The organism is Nannocystis sp. RBIL2 (genome assembly GCF_026626745.1).
Taxonomy (GTDB): Bacteria; Myxococcota_A; Polyangia; order Nannocystales; family Nannocystaceae; genus Nannocystis.
In genome coordinates this window covers 2,950,825-2,966,927 of sequence record NZ_JAPNJW010000001.1, presented here as the reverse complement: position 1 = coordinate 2,966,927, position 16,103 = coordinate 2,950,825, and the positions used below count along the sequence as shown (strand labels likewise).

Genomic DNA, 16,103 nt, shown 5'->3' with positions numbered 1-16,103 from the left:
CGTGACATGGGGCACCACGAGCGATGGGGCGGCGATGCGGCGCGACGCCGAGGTGGCAAGCCGCCCCCGCGTCGTTGCAATGATGGGACTGGCGGACGCGCCGGGCGCGGCAGGCCTCACGGGCCTCGTCGGCGAGCTCGAACATCGGGCCGGGCCCCATTGAATGTGTCTCTTGGGACATGTCGACGCGCAGTTCCACGCGGCGCGGACGACCTCGCGCGCCGCGATCGCGCCGCTTCCTTGTTATCGTCGCGGCGCGAGGGCGATGACGGGGCGGGCAGGCGAGAGCGGGGCGGGCGGCGAGCGAGGTCTCGACGTCGCTGCTCCGTGCCCGCCGGTGAGGGGGAGGAGCGCGCGGCCATGGCCGGGGCGATGACCGGCTTCGGCGCGGGTTGTCTCGCCGAGCACACCCTCGACGCGCTGAGCGCGGGGCGGTTGTCGCCGGCAGAGCAGGCCGCGGTGGCGCAGCACCTCGATGGGTGTGAAGCCTGCCGCGAGCTGCTCGCCGCGCTCGCGCGCGTGGATGGTCCCGAGGACAGGTCGCCCGCGTCGGCCGGCGCGCGGGCGGATGGTCCAGAGGACAGGCCACGTGGGGCGGCCGTGCTCGCGCGCGGGGATGGTTCGGAGGACAGGTCGCGAGGAGCGTGCGACGCGGCTGAGCGCGGGGATGGTCCAGAGGACAGGTCGCGTTTGACGCCTGGTCCAGAGGACAGGTCGCGCTCGCTGCCTGCGCGCGGGGATGGCCCCGAGGACAGGTCGGGCGCGTCGTCCGGCGCGCTCGTGCGGGTGGGCGCCGGGGAAGATGGTTCGCGCTCGCCGCTCGCGCCTCTGGACGACCTCGAGGATTCGCCGACAATGTCGCCGTCGGCGCGCGGCGGGGGGGCGCAGCGACGGCTGTTCGCCGGCGATCGGGTCGGTCGCTACACGGTGCTGCACCTCGTCGGTGCCGGCGCCATGGGGACCGTCTATGCCGCTTACGATCCCGAGCTCGATCGCCGCGTCGCGCTCAAGCTGGTTCACCACGGGCTGCTGGCAGGGGCTGCGCGCGAGGCTGCGGCGGCGCGGCTGTTGCGGGAGGCCCAGGCGCTCGCGCGCTTGTCGGATCCCAACATCGTCACAGTGTTCGACGCCGGGCGCTTCGAGGGGCAGGTGTTCCTCGCCATGGAGTTCGTCGAGGGCGGCACCTTGCGGCAGTGGTTGGCCAGCGAGCGGCGCGACTCGGCCCAGGTCGTGGCGATGTTCGTGGCGGCCGGGCGCGGGCTCGCGGCGCTGCACGGCGCCGGGCTGGTGCATCGCGACTTCAAGCCCGACAACGTGCTCGTCGGCGGCGACGGGCGCGTGCGCGTGTCGGACTTCGGCCTGGTGCGCGTGGCCGCGACTGCGAGCGTCGAGGAGACCTTCGATCCGGCGCGGCCGCTGCCGACCGCCAGCGAGGCGATGACGCGCACCGGGGCGCTGCTCGGCACGCCGGCGTACATGGCCCCGGAGCTGTGGCAGGGGGCCCTGGCGGACGCGCGCAGCGATCAGTTCGGGTTCTGCGTCGCGCTGTACGAGGCGCTGCAGGGGGTGCGGCCGTTCACGCCGGGGGCGCTGGCCGGCACGGGGCCGGGGCGGGAGGTCGCGCGGGTCGACCGGATCCCCGCGGGCTTGCGCGCGCCGCTGGCGATCGGCCTGGCGCGCGCGCCGGCGCGGCGTCACGCGTCGATGACCGCGCTGCTGGACGCGCTGGGGCGCGGGCTGTCGGGGGCGCGGCGGCGGCGTGCGGCGCTGCTGCTGGGGCTCGCGGGGCTGCTCGTGGCGCTCTCGGCGTGGGGCTGGCAGCAGGTGCAGGCGCGCGAGCTGGCGGGCCGCGTGGCGGCCTGTGCGGCCGCGGGGGCGCGCATCGACGAGGTGTGGGGCGCGGCGGCGCGGAGCGAGGTCGAGCGGTCGTTCCTGGCCACCGGCAAGGCGTTCGCGTCGGCGACCTTCGCCCGCACGGTGCCGTGGCTCGACCGCTGGGCCGCGGACTGGCGGGGGGCGGCCGAGGCGGCCTGCCGGGCGCACACGGTCGAGGCGAGCTGGGACGCCGAGCTGCGCGCGCGCGCCGAGGACTGTTTGGACGAGGCGCGCGCGGGCTTCGTCGCCCTGGTCGACGAGCTGCGCGACGCGGACGTGGTGGTGCTGACGCAGGCCACCAACGCCGCCGCCGAGCTGGCGCCGGCCTCGGCCTGCACCCAGCCGGCGGCGCTGCGCGAGCGGGCCGAGGTGCCGCAGGCGCAGCGCAGCGCCGCCCGCGAGCTGCGGGTCCGACTGGCCGGGGCGCGCTCGCTGCAGGCCGTGGGCGACTACGAGGCGGCGCTGGCGGCCGCGCACGCGGCGGTCGGGGCGGCGCGCGCCTCGGGCCTGCCGGGGCTGGTCGGCGAAGCGGAATTCCGGGCCGCCGGGCTGCACGAGAAGCGCGGCGACTACCCGGCCGCGGAGGCGGGCCTGTTGCGCGCTCTGGCGGCCGCCGAAGAGGCGCGGGCGCGCGGCCTGGCGCTGGCGATCACGACCGACCTGGCCTACGTGGTCGGCTACGCGGCGGCGCGGCCCGCCGAGGGCCGGGTGTGGGCGCGCTCGGCCCATACCCAGCTGGCCCTGCATGCCGGGGCGTCGCCGCTCGAGGAGGCGCACCTCGACAGCCGACTCGCGGCGGTCGACGACGTCGTCGGCGACTACGCCGAGGCGGCGCGCCTGCACGCGCGCGCGCTGGCGGTGCGCGAGCAGGAGCTGGGCCCGTGGCACCCGGACGTCGCGCGCAGCCTGGTCGGCCTGGCCGCGGCTCGCCACGCGCTCGGCGAGCTCGCGGCCGCCGGCGATCTGTACGAGCGCGCCCTCGGCATCGAGGAGCGCGTGTTCGGGCCGGAGCACCCCGACGTCGCCATGATCCTCCACAACCTCGCCGGCGTGCGCTACGGCGCGGGGGCGCTGGACGACGCGGTCCGCCTGTACGAGCGCGCTCTGGCGATCTCCGAGCGCGCGCTCGGACCGGACCACCCCGGCGTCGGCGAGACGCTGCACGACCTCGCGGTCGTCCAGCGGGCCCGCGGCGCGGTGGACGAGTCGCTCGGCCTGCAGACCCGCGCGCTGGCGATCTACGAGCGCGCGCTCGGGCCCGACCACCCGCGCACTGCCAGCAGCCTCAACAGCCTGGCGCTGCTGCGCCTCGACATGGGCGCGCCGCTCGAGGCCGAGCGGCTGTACGAGCGCGCGCTCGCGGCCTTCGAGCGCTCGCTCGGCCCCGGTCACCTCGAGGTCGGCTCGGTGATCTACAACCTCGCGCAGCTGCGCCGCGACGCCGGCGCGACCGCGGAGGCGCGCGAGCTGTACCGCCGCGCGCACGCCATCTACGCCGCGGCGCTCGGGGCCCAGCACCCCGAGGTGGTCGGCATCGCGGAGGAGCTGGCCGCCGTGGAGGCGCCCTGAGGCGCGACTCCCCGGGAGAGACGCCGAGGCGAGCGACACCGACGCGCGCGACTGGCTGGCGGTCATGAAGAGGCGAGCCGGCGCTGCGTAGGCGCAAGCGACGCGGAGGCGCGCGAGCGCGGCTTTACGGCCCGGGGGCCGGGCAGTATCGTCGCGCCCGGCGATGCGCGACGAGTCAACCGCCGACGACGTGTCCGGGGGCGCGCGAGCAGCCGGCCCCGAGCGCGTGGCGCTGCAGGCACGCAGCTACGCCGACGGGCGCGCCGCCTGGCCCGACCTCGACCTCCCGCGCGCCGGCTTCGACGCCCACGCCGAGCGCCACGCCGCCGAGCTCGCGGCAGCGTACGCGGCCGACTTCTACCTCGCGTGCGCGTGCTACCTGCGCGTCGTCGGGGCCTCGGCGGCGATCCAGGCCCGCCACGGCGGCGAGCTCGAGGCGGTGCTGAGGAGCCGCAACGTGCCCGCGGCCCAGCGCGACGACCTGCGCCAGGCGCTGTGGGAGAAGCTGCTGGTCGGCCGCCCGGGGGCGCCGGCGAAGATCGGCGACTACGCCGGCCGGGGCCCGCTCGGCGGGTGGTTGCGGGTCGCCGCGGTGCGCATGGCCCTCAACTTCCGCGAGCAGGCGCGCGCCGACAGGCTCGTGCCGGCGCCGGAGCTCGACGAGGCGCAGCACCCCGCGTCACCCGACCCCGAGCTGTCGTTCCTCAAGTCGCAGTACCGCCGCGAGGTCGAGCAGGCGCTGCGCGACGCGCTCGCCGGCCTCGGCACCGATGAGCGCAACGTGCTGCGCCTGTACTTCCTCGACCGCCTGAGCATCGACCGGATCGCCGCGGTCTACGGGGTCCACCGGGCGACCGCGGCCCGCTGGGTCACGCGCGGCCGCGAGGCCCTGCTGCGCGGGACGCAGGCGCTGCTCGAGCGCCAACTCAAGGTCGAGCGCGCGGAGGTCGACAGCATCCTCGGCCTGGTGCGCAGCCAGCTCGAGCTGTCGATGAGCGGGCTGTTCCGCGGGCCGGAGTGATCCGCTCGCATGAATGCCCCCGGGGACATGTTCTCCGGGACATGAAGGGCCGGCGAGCGGAGGGCCAGTGATTCGGGCTCGTGCGGCCCGTCGCACGGGCTGTCGCTCGCTGGACGGGTTAGCCCGAGACGCGCCCGGCGGGCGCGTGACCTGCGTGGCGAGACCGCGTGCGAGCCCGAATCACTGGCCCTCCGCTCAGCCGAGGAACTGACAGCCGCAGCCGCAGCTGTTATAAAAGGGGACCCACCCGACCTCGCAGATGAACAGGATCTGCTCGCACAGGTCCTGGCTGTGCGACACGAACGTGCGGCCCGGCTCGGCGCACAGGATCGGACTGGGGAGCTCGGCGCACACCTGGGGGCAGAGCGGGCCGCCGACGAAGGTCTGGCAGTCGTCGTGCGGGTCGTCGATGCAGGCCTGTCCTTCGGCGCAGGTGAGCCCGAGCGAATCGCCGCACGGGACCGCCTCGCAGCGGCCGGGGCAGGCGGCGCGCAGCGGGTCGCAGTCGTCGTCGGGGTCGTCCTCGCACTGGGTCCCGAACGGGCACGGCGCGTCGTCCGGCGCGCCGCAGGGCGGCGGAGGCGGCGGCGCGGCGGCCAGGTCGCAAGCTGTCCCAATGGCCAGGAGACCGGCCGCGCCCACAGCCAAGCACATGCGTCGCACCATCTCGCTTTTGCCCCCTGGAGCCGCGGCAGCCGCGACGTCCCGGGGGAAGTCTGAAACCAAGTCCGCGTCCGGCTACCGCGGGCGCCTCGCCGCTGTGCCGCGGACCACGCGGCGAGCCGCAGTGACGGGCCGGCGCGCAGCGATCGAGCGTCGGCGCTCCGCGAGATGCAGGCCGATTCGATGCGAGCCCTGCCTGGTGCTCGGCGAGAGAGCGGCACGCGCCGCCTCGTCAGCGGCCTTGGCTGCGGCGGCCGAGGCGGTCGCGCCTCGCAGCCGGGCGGACGACGCATGTCACCGAGCGGGCGACGGGAAGAGTGGTCGCTCGCTCGTCCGCGGTCGGGCGGCCGCGACGAACCGAGTCATCGCGTGCAGTGATGCGGTGCAAGAATCGGTCGTAGCGACCCGCGGCGCGGCGGCCGACGCGACGGCCTCACTCGGCGCGCACGTGTTGCGTCGGCACGATGTAGGTCTCGTCCTCGTCGTCGAGCTTGATCGTCCAGCAGCCGGGGCGGGCGGCGACCAGAGTGAAGCGGGTCTTCTTGCGCAGCTTGCCGTCGCCGAGGCGGTCCTGTTCGCAGCCGCTGTCGAAGAAGGGCGTGTCGCGGGTGACGACGTAGGTGCCGCCGACGTTGGCGTCGGGCGGCGTGGTCGACTTGTCGCAAGCCACAGCCGCGACGGCGAACACGGGCACGAGGAGCGAGGACCTGTTGCGCATCGAAGCGACCTCCGGCGCGCATTGTAGCCGCTCGCCCGGGCGCGGCGCCGCGCTAACAGAGCATCGCGCGGAACACCAGGAACAGCACCCCGGCCAGCAGCATCGAGGCCGGCAGCGTCAGCACCCACGCCGACGCGATCTTCAGCACCGTCGCCGCCTGCAGCCCGGCGCGCTGGGCGACCATGGTGCCTGCGACCCCCGACGACAGCACGTGCGTGGTGCTGACCGGCAGGCCGAGGCCGGCGGAGATCCCGATCGTGCTCATCGCCACCAGCTCGGCCGAGGCGCCCTGCGCGTAGGTCAGGTGCTCCTTGCCGATCTTCTCGCCCACGGTCACGACGATGCGCTTCCAGCCGACCATCGTGCCGATGCCCAGCGACAGCGCGACACAAAAAAGCACCCAGTTGGGTGCGTAGTCGGTCAGCTCGCGCAGGTCGGCGCGCGCCTCTTTGACCTGCTTGGCCTGTTCCTTGGGCAGCACCAGCGCGCCCGACTGGTCGAGCTTCTTCAGCGTCGAGTCGATCAGCAGCACGTCGCGGCGGACCGCGAAGCGCTGCTCGGCCGGCACCTGCTCGGGCCGCGACGCGGTGCCGAGCGTGGCCTTGAGCGACTGCAGCTCGTCCTCGACCTCGTCGAGCTTGGCCCGCACGTCGGGGGCCGAGGTCGCGGCCGAGCCGAGCGCGTCGTGGATCGTCACCACCGCCGCGCTGGCCTCGCGCATCTGCGGCTCGCTCAGCGCCAGGTTGATGGCAAACCCGGCCGGGACGATGCCCATCAGGATCAGCATCACCAGGCCGACGCCCTTCTGGCCGTCGTTGGAGCCGTGGGCGAAGCTGACGCCGGTGCAGGTGAAGATGAGGATGCCGCGGATCCACGGCGGCGGCGGGCGCGAGCCGAGCGGCGCGCGGTACAGCTGCGGGTCGCGGATCAGCCGCTTCGCCGCCAGCAGCAGCAGCGCCGCGAGGGTGAAGCCGATCAGCGGCGACAGCAGCAGCGCCATGCCGACGTCGGACACCTTGGCCCAATTGACGCCGGCGCCGAATTCGTGGCCCGGCAGCATCGAGTTGGCGATGCCGACGCCCAGGATCGCGCCGATCATCGTGTGCGAGCTCGACGACGGCAGGCCGAAGTACCAGGTGCCCAGGTTCCACAGCGTCGCCGCCAGCAGCAGCGACAGGATCATCGCCAGGCCGAGGCCGACCCCGCTCGACACCAGCAGCTCGATCGGCAGGAGGTGGATGATGCTCAGCGCGACCGCGAGCCCGCCGACGAACACCCCGAGGAAGTTGCAGATCCCCGACAGGATGACGGCCGTCCACGGCCGCAGAGAGCGGGTGTAGATCACCGTCGCCACCGCGTTGGCCGTGTCGTGGAAGCCGTTGACGAACTCGAACCCGAACGCGATGAGGAGCGAGACGACGAGCAGGACTCCGGTCGTCGTCGTGAGTCCGTGGAACATCGCCTCCATGGGGGTTCTCCTCGGTCGAGGCCGCCAGAAGGCCGCCTGCGCTCGGAAATCTACGCGGGGTCGAGCGGTCTGTCAGTCACAGGAAGGGCGCAAAAAGGCGAGAGAACGTGACACCTTGGTGACAACCAAGTGACACGGCGGGCGAGCGGCGCCGCGCACGATGCGCGCCCGAAATCCGCGTCGGGGTCGCCCGGCCTCCCCTTGCGGCCGTCTCGCCGCCCGGTCAAGATCGTGAGGCGACGCCGCCGGCGTCGCCGCCTGACCGTTACGACCTGTCCTTAAGCTTATGTCCCAAAGAACATGTTCCTCCTCCCGCCCGCTGCTGCTGGCGGGGCTGCTCGCCCTCGGCGGGTGCCTCGACGACTGCAGCGATGCCCCCTACGACCCCCAGCCCGGCCCGGGCGAGCTCGGCAACGGCGAGTTCCACTGGCGCTGCGTCGGCGAGGACGATCCCGCCTGTCCCGACGGCGAGTCAGTCGGCAACTTCCCGGCCCGCGTGGCCGTCGGCGGCCGCTTCGAGCTCGACTACACCTGGAATGAAGATCTCTCGCGGCCCCCGCCCGACCTCCGCACCGGTTCGGCGGAGCGCCTGGCCCTGAAGGGCGAGATCTTCACCGCCGTCACCGCCGGCTACACCGCAGTGCTGGCGCTGCTGCCCGACAGCGGCATCGGCGACCTGATCCACATCCACGCGACTGCGCCGGCCGAGGTGGCGATCCAGCACCAGCGCGTCGACTACACCGCGTACACGATGGCGCCCGGCAGCGAGCTGCAGTTCGACGCGATCACCCGCGACTCCGACGACTACGTGCTCGCCGGCCTGCTCGACTTCACCTTCGAGCTGGCCGACGACGGCATCCTCGAGGTGGTCGGCACCGGCAACGGCCACGTGATCGTGCGCGCCCGCACCGCCGGCATGACGACCGTCCGCGCCAGCCTCGGGGCGCTCGCCGCCGAGCTAGCGATCACCGTCGAGGGCGATGCGCTCACCACCAGCGGCACGGACAGCGACTCCACCACCGACAGCGACGTGACCACCGACGCGACGACGGACGCGACGACGGACGCCACCACCGACGTGACCACGGACGCCACCACCGACGTGACCACGGACGCGACGAGCACGACCGACACGACGGGAGGTGTGCTGTGACCCGCTTCGCCTCCGCTTTCGCCGCCCTGGCCGCGGCAGCGACCCTGACCGCCTGCGGCCCGCGCTACCAGACGGTCACCTTCGAGCTGCGCAGCCAGCCGCCGGTGCCCGTGCGCCTGACCGGCGAGGAGATCGAGATCCCCGCCGGCATCGCGGTCTCGGTCCACGTCACCATCGAGAGCAGCGCCCGCATCGAGTTCACCAACAAGGACGCGCTGGCGCTCAACAGTCAGGACCGCGACATCCTCCTGTCCGAGGCGACCCCCGGGGCCCACAACTTCGTGCTCGTCGGCGTGGCCGCCGGCGAGACGTGCCTGGCCGTCGAGGTCGAGTACGAAGAGGAGGAGTGCATCCCGGTCCGCGTCGTCGCGGCCGAGTGAGCCCTTCGACCATGTCCTGATGGGCATGTCCGAAGCGACATGCCTATCGGAAAATGTCTGTCAGGACAGGTCAGGAGTCGCCGCCCGGCAGCGACTGGCCGACCGCGGCGAGGCGCTTCTGCAGCGCGTCGGCCTCCTTGTCGCTCGGGATCAGGGCCAGCAGCGACGACTGGGCCTCGGTCTGGGCGGTCGAGACCAGGGCCGACAGCTCGCGCAGGTCCTCGGCGCTGACCTGGACGCCGTCGATGAAGCGCTGCGCGAGCACCAGGTCGACCTGCTGCAGGCGGCGCTGGTAGCCGTTGAACACGGCCAGGCGGGCGGCCGCGCGGGCGCCCGCGACCTCGACCAGGCGGCCCTGGTAGCCGACCTTGCCGAGCAAAGTGAACACGGTGCCGGCGCCGGCCAGCACCACCGCCTGGAACGCGTCGTAGCCCTGGCGGAACGTCAGCAGCAGGCCGGCCGAGATCGCGGAGACGCCGACCATGAACACCACGATCCACATGCCGACCGAGATCCAGGTCGCCACGCCGTCGCCGAGGGCGATCCAGCGGATGTGCTCGCGCTGGCGGTCGTCGAGGTCGGCCACCACCTTGCGCCGGCTCTCGAGGTCCTGGTGGCGGATCTGCAGGCGGTCGAGCGCCACCGAGCCGCCGAGCTCGATCAGCAGCCGGCGCGCGGCTGTCTCTCGGGTCATGTTGCCGCAGCGCAGCCCGGCTGCCAGCGTCTCGACCACCGCCGCGCGCTGCATGCTGCGCAGCGCCGACGCCAGCTTGTCGTCGCGGTCGGCGCTGAGGGTGGCGACGTCGAGGATCCGCTCGACCGCGCGCGGCGTGGTGAGCAGCAGCTCCAGCGCGCCGGCGGCCTCGAACGCGACGCCGGGGCTGGCGCTGTCGAGCTCGGCCATCAGCAGGTCGGTCTGGGCGATGCCGAGGCGGCCGATCGCCCGGACCGCCAGGCCGACCATGTCGTAGTACTCGCGCCGGCGCCGGTTGGTGACGACGAAGCGCGCCAGGGTGTGCGACGCCTCGGGCGCGCGCGAGGTGCCGCCGAAGCGCGCCATCACCGACACCGCGTCCCACGTGTACGAGGCGAACGGCGCGGCGTCGACGATCGCCTGCACGCTGTCGAACGCCTGCGCCAGCGGCGTGGCCCGCAGCGCCCGCAGCGCCGCGCTCTGGGCGTGCGTCGGGTCGACTGGCCCTTCGACCAGGTAGCGATTGCCCGCCGGCATCGGCTGCCGCGCGCCCTCGATGCACCACAGCAGCGCCGCGACCGCGTCGCGGTCCTCGTGGTCGGCCGCCAGCAGCGCCCAGCCGAGGCAGCGCAGCTGCAGGCGCTCGCCGGTGTCCTCGGCCAGCGCCCGCGCGCGCGCCAGCGTCCACGCGTGGTGCTCCTTGCGCTCGTTGGCGGTCACCACGGTCCAGTAGCGGACCCACCGGTTGGGCTCGCGGGCGCGGTCGCTGGCCATGTCCATCAGCGCGCGCGCCTCGGCGTCGTCGCCGGCGACCACCACCAGCGCCGACAGCTGCCACGAGCGGGTCCACGAGCCGGGGTGCTCCTCGTCGTCGACGCGGCCCGCCGAGTCGGCGGAGAGGATCTTGATCAGCGCCGCGCGCAGCGAGAACGCCGCCGGCGAGCCTTGCGACACCAGCGCGCGCAGGTGGTCGAGCAGGTGCTCGCGGGCCTGCTCGCCGCCGTCGGCGAGCACCTGCAACATCTGATCGAGGTCGGTCGGCGGGGCGACGGGCATCACCTCCGACTATACCTGACACCCGCGCCGCACGCCCGCGCCGGGCCTGCCGCGCAAGAGGGCGGGGCGGGCACGTTTTCGCACGATGTCCCGCGGGACATGCCCGAAGGGGCAGGCTTGCTACTCGTAGCGGAGCGCCTGGATCGGGTCGAGGCGCGAGGCCTTGTGGGCCGGGTAGAGGCCGAAGCCGATGCCGACCAGCGCGCTGCTGCCGAGGGCGAGGGCGACGATCTGCGGGTCGATCTTGGTCGCCCAGCCGAACTCGCTCGACAGGTAGGTGGCGACGCCGAAGCCGAGGCCGACGCCGAGGAGGCCGCCGACCGAGGCCAGGACCACCGCCTCGATCACGAACTGGATCAGGATGTCGCCCGGGCGGGCGCCGATCGCCATGCGCAGGCCGATCTCCCGCGTCCGCTCGGTCACGCTGACCAGCATGATGTTCATGATGCCGATGCCGCCGACCAGCAGGCTGACGAGGGCGATGCCGGCGAGCAGGCGCGTCATCGTCTCCGTGCCCTCCTGGCGGGCGCTGGCCGCCTCGGCCAGGCTGCTGACGGTGAAGTCGTCGGCCTCGTCGTCGCGCAGCTTGTGGCGGGCGCGCAGCAGCTGCGTGATCTCGGCCTGGGCCCGGCGGGTGTCGTCGGGCGTGGCGGCGCCGACGTAGATGCTGCCGCCGAGGTACTGCCGCAGGCCGCCCTGGACCTTGGCCGCGAACGTGCCGGCCGGGACCATCACCACGTCGTCGGCGTCCTGGCCGGTGGCCGCCTGGCCCTTGCGCGCCAGCACGCCGATGACCTCGAACGGCACGTTGTTGATCCGCACCGTCGAGCCCACGGCGTCGGCCCCGTTGCCGAACAGGTTGTCGACCACGGTGCCGCCGAGCACCGCGACCTTGGCCTTGGTGGACACGTCTTGCTCGTTGAAGGGGCCGCCGTACTGGAATGTCCAGTTGCGGATCTCGAAGTACTCCGGGGTGGTGCCCTCGGCCGAGGTCGTCCAGTTCTTGCCCTCGCCGAGGATCTGCACGCTCTGGCGCAGGCTCGGCGCGACCTTGGTGACGTACAGCGTCTCCTTGCGGATCGCGTCGACGTCGGTCCACAAGAGCGTCGGCTGCGAGCCGGCCCCGCCGCGCACGCCGCTCGTCTGCGCCGAGCCGGAGCGGATCACCAGCAGGTTGGTGCCCATCTTGTCGAACGCGCGCTGGACCTCGGCCTTGGCGCCCTCGCCGATCGCCACCATCGCGATCACGGAGCCCACGCCGATGATGATGCCGAGCACCGTGAGGAACGAGCGCATCTTGTTGAGCAAGAGCGCGAGCACGGCCACGCGGAAGGTGCTGAAGAGGTTCATTCGCCCTCCTTCAAGTTGGCCAGCGCCTCGCGGGCGTCGACGGGCGTCTGCGTCACGTCGGACAGCACCTTGCCGTCGCGCATCATCACCACGCGATTGGTGAACTCGGCGATGTCGGGCTCGTGGGTGACGAGGACGATGGTGATGCCCGAGCGGCCGAGCTCCTGGAACAGCGCCATGATCTCGATGCTGGTGCGCGAGTCGAGGTTGCCGGTCGGCTCGTCGGCGAGGATGACCTTGGGCCGGTTGACGATCGCGCGGGCGATGGCGACGCGCTGCTGCTGGCCGCCCGACAGCTGCGCCGGCGTGTGGTCGAGCCGCTTGCCGAGGCCGACCTTCTCCAGCGAGGCGATGGCCCGCTCGTGCCGCTCGGCCGCGCCGACGCCGGCGTACACCATCGGCAGCTCGACGTTCTCCTGCGCGCTGGTGCGGGCCAGCAGGTTGAAGCTCTGGAACACGAAGCCCAGCACCTTGTTGCGGACGGTCGCCAGGTCGCCGCGCCCGAGCTTCGACACCTCGCTGCCGGCCAGCTTGTAGCTGCCGGAGGTCGGGCGGTCGAGGCAGCCGAGGATGTTCATCATCGTCGACTTGCCGGACCCCGAGGTGCCCATGATGCTGACGAACTCGCCCGGACGGACCGCCAGCGACACGCCGCGCAGCGCCCGGACCTCGACGTCCTCCATCTTGTAGGTCTTGACCAGATCGGTGGCCTCGAGGATCGGCTCGGACATCGTCGCCCTCCGCTCAGAAGCCACCGCGACGACCACCGCCGCCGCCGCCACCGCCGCCACGACCGCCGCCGCCGCCCATGGTGTTGAACGGCGACCCCGTGGCCGCCTTCGTCACGGTCTCGCCCCCGGTCGCGCCGACGATCACCTGCATGCCCTCGGTCAGCTCGCCGCCGACGATCTCCGTCATCGAGCCGTCGCTGATCCCGATCTGCACCTGCACCGGCTTCGGCTGGCCGTCGACCAGCACCCACACGGTGCGGTTGGTGTTGAGCTCGGAGCTCTGCCCGCGACGCCGCCGCCGCTCGCCCTTGCTCTCGTCGGCCGGCGCCTCGGCCTTGGCGTCCTCGGCCTTGGCGTCGCCGGCCTTGGACTCTTCGGGCTTGGCATCGGCCTTGGTGTCGGCGGCCTTGGCTTCGATCTTGGCGTCGGACTTGGCCTCGGCCTTGGCGTCCGCGGCCTCGGCCTTGGCGTCGACCGTCTCGGTCTTGGCGTCCTCGGCCTTGGCCTCGCCGAAGTCTTCGCCGCGCTTGCCGCCGCGCTTGCCGCTGCGCTCGCCGCCTTCGGGCTTGGGCGCCAGCGCGGCGATCTTCGGGTCCGACGGCGTGAAGCGGAGCGCCGCGTTGGGCACGGCCAGCGCGTCGCGGCGCTCGTCGACGATGAACGTCACGCTCGCGGTCATGCCGGGGCGCAGCTTGAGCGCGTCGTTGTCGACGCGGACCACCGCGTCGTAGGTGACCACGTTCTGCAGCGTCAGCGGCGAGTTGCGGATCTGCGCCACAGTGCCGAAGAAGCGCTCGTTGGGGTAGGCGTCGACGGTGAAGCGGACCTTCATGTCCTGCTTGAGCGCGCCGACGTCGGACTCGGCCACGTTGGTGTGGACCTCCATCGCCTTGAGGTCCTCGGCGATCGAGAACAGCTGCGGCGCCGACAGCGAGGCCGCGACCGTCTGCCCGACCGACACGTCGCGCGAGATCACGACGCCGTCGATCGGCGAGAGGATCGTCGTGTAGAGCAGGTTGACGTCGGCGGTGTCGATCGCCGCCTTGGAGACCGCCTGGGCCGCCTGGGCCGACTCCACGCTGGCCTTGGCGACCTTGTAGGCCGCGTCGGCGGCGTCGACCTCGGCCTGCGGCGCGACCTTGTCGGCGAACAGCTGCTTGGCGCGCTCGAGGTTGATGCGCGCGTTCTCGCGGTCGGCGATCGCCCGCGTCACCGCCGCCTGCGACGACTTGTAGCTCGCCTTGGTCTTCATCAGATCCGACTGGAACAGGCTCGGATCGATGCGAGCGATCACGTCGCCCTTCTTCACCTCGGAGTTGAAGTCGGCGAACAGCTCGACGATCCGCCCCGACACCTGGCTGCCGACGGCGACGGTCTTCACCGGCGACAGCGTGCCGCTCGCGGTGACCGTCGCGGTCAGGCGCGCGCGCTCGGCCGGCTGCGTCCGGTACTCGATCTTCGGCGCCTCGGCGACGGCGAAGCGCTGGTAAGCATAATAACCGCCAGCGCCGAGGAGCACGACGGTCAGGAGCGGCGCCAGGAAGCGAGGCAGAGCCATGCGTTCGTTGTACGTACCTAGCAAACGGCCACGACGCGAGCAACGGGGCCCGCCGCGGAATTACCGCCGGTTTACGTCGCGTTTACAGGCCTCTCTCGGCGCAAGGGCAGCTACGCTACCGTCGCCGCGCTTCGGCGAGGATGTGCGCCTCCGCGCCGGAGGGCTTCTCCAGTATTTCTCCAAACGCGGCCGCTTCGTGGTCGAAATGAAGGTCCGCCAACCTCGAGCGGACCATGCCCGTCGCTTCCACATCGTCGTGGAGGTACTCCTGCAAGATCCGGAAGTCAGCGTGACCCGTGATCTGCCGGATGACGTCGAACTCGTCGACGGCGGCGAAGACATCGAGCTCAGGTTCCTCAAGGCCGAGTACCACGAGGCCTTCCGCGCCGCCCTGACTGCGGCAGTGTGTCCGTCACGGCTCGAGCACGACGCACCGTACGAGGGTAAAAGCTGCGTCGCCGCCGCTGCGTGCGTCGCCGACGCGGGACTCGATGGCGCGGGCGAGTGCGGCAAGCGGTGCATCGACGTGCGCATCGACGAGCGCCAGGAAATCGGTGTCGTCGACGGCGAGAGGACGCGAGGAGGCGAGCAACACATCGCCGGCCGCGAGCGCGGTCTCGAAGCGCTCGACGGCGCGACCGCTCGACGCAAGCATGCCGATCGCGTTGGCGACGACCTCGAACGGCAAGCCTTCCACGAGCTGCGGGCCCACGAGCTCCTCGGGGCGCGTGGAGCCGCGGCGCAGCACCACGGCGCGGCCAGGACCCGCGTGCGCCCCGTACACGCGCACACCGTCGAGCGTGATGGCGATGCACCCGACGGCGAGCGTGAGCGGCGGCCCCGCTGGCATGGGGACGGAGAGCGCCTTGCGAGCGAGGGTCACGAACGCCTCAGCGAGGTCGAGGGGCAGAGCTTCCACCTCGACATTCGCATGCGCACCGAACCACCGGCGCCGGGCCTCGGGGAGGTATCGCTCGCTGGCCGCGCCGACGAAGGTGGGCGGCACCGCTGCATCGCCGCGCGCCGCGACGACCGCGTGGACGACGCGACGCGCGCCGAGCCAGCCACAGCCGTGGCCGCCCATCCCCTCGGCGACGGCGATGATGTTCGTACTCGCGCCCGCCGCGACCTCGACGAGTTCGCGGTCCGGTCGTACGCACTGCCCGAGCTCGACCTGAAGTGGATTGTGGACGCCAGGGTTCACACCCGCGAGCATCGCACGTCCGCCCCCGGCGCGGGCGCCGTGGGGTCGCAGTTCGGCTCACAGCACGACTGCAACCCAGGCTCGCTCGCCGTCTCCGGCCCGCTCCTTGTCGCACGCGACCTCGCCGAAGCACGCGTCGGCAGACTCGGCGGGGGAGAGTGTGCCGGTGCCGACGATGCATCGATTGGATGGAGGTCTTCGTATCCTGGATGGATGGCGAGGTCCTCGCGGGTATTCGGCCTGATGCTCATGGCGGCCTGTGGGCCTGGGACGTCGGACACCTCGGGGACGTCGAGCGCCTCAGGGACGACGAGCACATCGGGGACCTCGAGCCGGCGGCAGCGCTCGGTTCGGTCACGCGGATCACGTTCGGAATCACCTACGGCGCGTGCGGCAAGGGGCTGGCACTCGAGCGGCTTTACCTCGGCAACAACCCCTACAAGCGCCAGGCCATCGTCTGGGCCGGGATCGAATGCGCGCTCGATCCGTGGATCGGCGATCACGTTGTCCAAGGGCTGGCTAGCCGACGACACCCCTTTCACGGCGACGATGACGATCGACAGCCACGCGGGCGACTGGGAGAGTGCGGATCCGGTCGAACCACCGCGGTTATTCGGCAGCTTTTCCGGTGACATCGTCGGGCCATTCGAGGCCACCCACTGT

At 72.6% G+C, this 16,103-nt stretch carries 14 protein-coding genes; 5 read left to right on the top strand and 9 right to left on the bottom strand.

What is annotated here, in order from left to right; genetic code table 11:
- Positions 1–855 precede the first annotated feature (855 nt).
- Both OV090_RS11580 and OV090_RS11575 read left to right on the top strand, forming a co-directional pair.
- Positions 856–3,444, top strand: a complete 2,589-nt coding sequence (locus OV090_RS11580; protein WP_267703650.1) for a serine/threonine-protein kinase — start codon at positions 856–858, stop codon at positions 3,442–3,444.
- A gap of 163 nt (positions 3,445–3,607) precedes the next feature.
- Positions 3,608–4,465, top strand: a complete 858-nt coding sequence (locus OV090_RS11575) for a sigma-70 family RNA polymerase sigma factor (RefSeq protein ID WP_267703649.1) — start codon at positions 3,608–3,610, stop codon at positions 4,463–4,465.
- Positions 4,466–4,660: 195 nt separating this feature from the next.
- Here the strand turns inward: OV090_RS11575 and OV090_RS11570 are convergent, their stop codons facing one another.
- From OV090_RS11570 to OV090_RS11560, 3 genes are all read right to left on the bottom strand, one after another.
- Positions 4,661–5,119, bottom strand: coding sequence for a hypothetical protein (locus OV090_RS11570; protein ID WP_267703648.1), 459 nt, complete (start codon positions 5,117–5,119; stop codon positions 4,661–4,663).
- A 442-nt stretch (positions 5,120–5,561) separates the two neighbouring features.
- A complete protein-coding gene (locus OV090_RS11565) occupies positions 5,562–5,846 on the bottom strand; it encodes a hypothetical protein (protein WP_267703647.1) in 285 nt (94 codons plus the stop codon).
- Between the two features lie 52 nt (positions 5,847–5,898).
- Positions 5,899–7,314: an inorganic phosphate transporter gene (locus tag OV090_RS11560; protein WP_267703646.1), complete on the bottom strand. Its 1,416-nt coding sequence runs from the start codon at positions 7,312–7,314 to the stop codon at positions 5,899–5,901.
- A 286-nt stretch (positions 7,315–7,600) separates the two neighbouring features.
- Here OV090_RS11560 and OV090_RS11555 point away from each other — a divergent pair, with 286 nt between their 5' ends.
- Both OV090_RS11555 and OV090_RS11550 read left to right on the top strand, forming a co-directional pair.
- Positions 7,601–8,467, top strand: a complete 867-nt coding sequence (locus tag OV090_RS11555; protein ID WP_267703645.1) for a hypothetical protein — start codon at positions 7,601–7,603, stop codon at positions 8,465–8,467.
- On the top strand, positions 8,464–8,847 hold the full coding sequence (locus OV090_RS11550) for a hypothetical protein (protein WP_267703644.1): 384 nt from the start codon (positions 8,464–8,466) through the stop codon (positions 8,845–8,847). The genes OV090_RS11555 and OV090_RS11550 overlap by 4 nt, the downstream gene beginning before the upstream one ends.
- A gap of 70 nt (positions 8,848–8,917) precedes the next feature.
- Here OV090_RS11550 and OV090_RS11545 read toward each other — a convergent pair whose 3' ends face one another.
- The 6 genes from OV090_RS11545 to OV090_RS11520 form a co-directional block, all read right to left on the bottom strand.
- Entirely contained in the window at positions 8,918–10,597 is a 1,680-nt protein-coding gene (locus tag OV090_RS11545; protein ID WP_267703643.1) for a hypothetical protein, read from the bottom strand.
- Positions 10,598–10,717: 120 nt separating this feature from the next.
- Positions 10,718–11,947, bottom strand: coding sequence for an ABC transporter permease (locus tag OV090_RS11540; RefSeq protein ID WP_267703642.1), 1,230 nt, complete (start codon positions 11,945–11,947; stop codon positions 10,718–10,720).
- On the bottom strand, positions 11,944–12,678 hold the full coding sequence (locus OV090_RS11535) for an ABC transporter ATP-binding protein (RefSeq protein ID WP_276604434.1): 735 nt from the start codon (positions 12,676–12,678) through the stop codon (positions 11,944–11,946). Before OV090_RS11535 ends, OV090_RS11540 begins: the two co-directional genes overlap by 4 nt.
- 13 nt (positions 12,679–12,691) lie before the next feature.
- Positions 12,692–14,236: an efflux RND transporter periplasmic adaptor subunit gene (locus tag OV090_RS11530; protein ID WP_267703641.1), complete on the bottom strand. Its 1,545-nt coding sequence runs from the start codon at positions 14,234–14,236 to the stop codon at positions 12,692–12,694.
- Positions 14,237–14,351: 115 nt separating this feature from the next.
- Positions 14,352–14,609, bottom strand: a complete 258-nt coding sequence (locus OV090_RS11525) for a hypothetical protein (protein ID WP_267703640.1) — start codon at positions 14,607–14,609, stop codon at positions 14,352–14,354.
- A 39-nt stretch (positions 14,610–14,648) separates the two neighbouring features.
- Positions 14,649–15,440 carry a hypothetical protein gene (locus OV090_RS11520; RefSeq protein ID WP_267703639.1) on the bottom strand — a complete coding sequence of 264 codons (792 nt, stop codon included), beginning with the start codon at positions 15,438–15,440 and terminating at the stop codon, positions 14,649–14,651.
- Positions 15,441–15,628: 188 nt separating this feature from the next.
- Here OV090_RS11520 and OV090_RS11515 point away from each other — a divergent pair, with 188 nt between their 5' ends.
- Entirely contained in the window at positions 15,629–16,072 is a 444-nt protein-coding gene (locus tag OV090_RS11515; RefSeq protein WP_267703638.1) for a hypothetical protein, read from the top strand.
- Positions 16,073–16,103 lie beyond the last annotated feature (31 nt).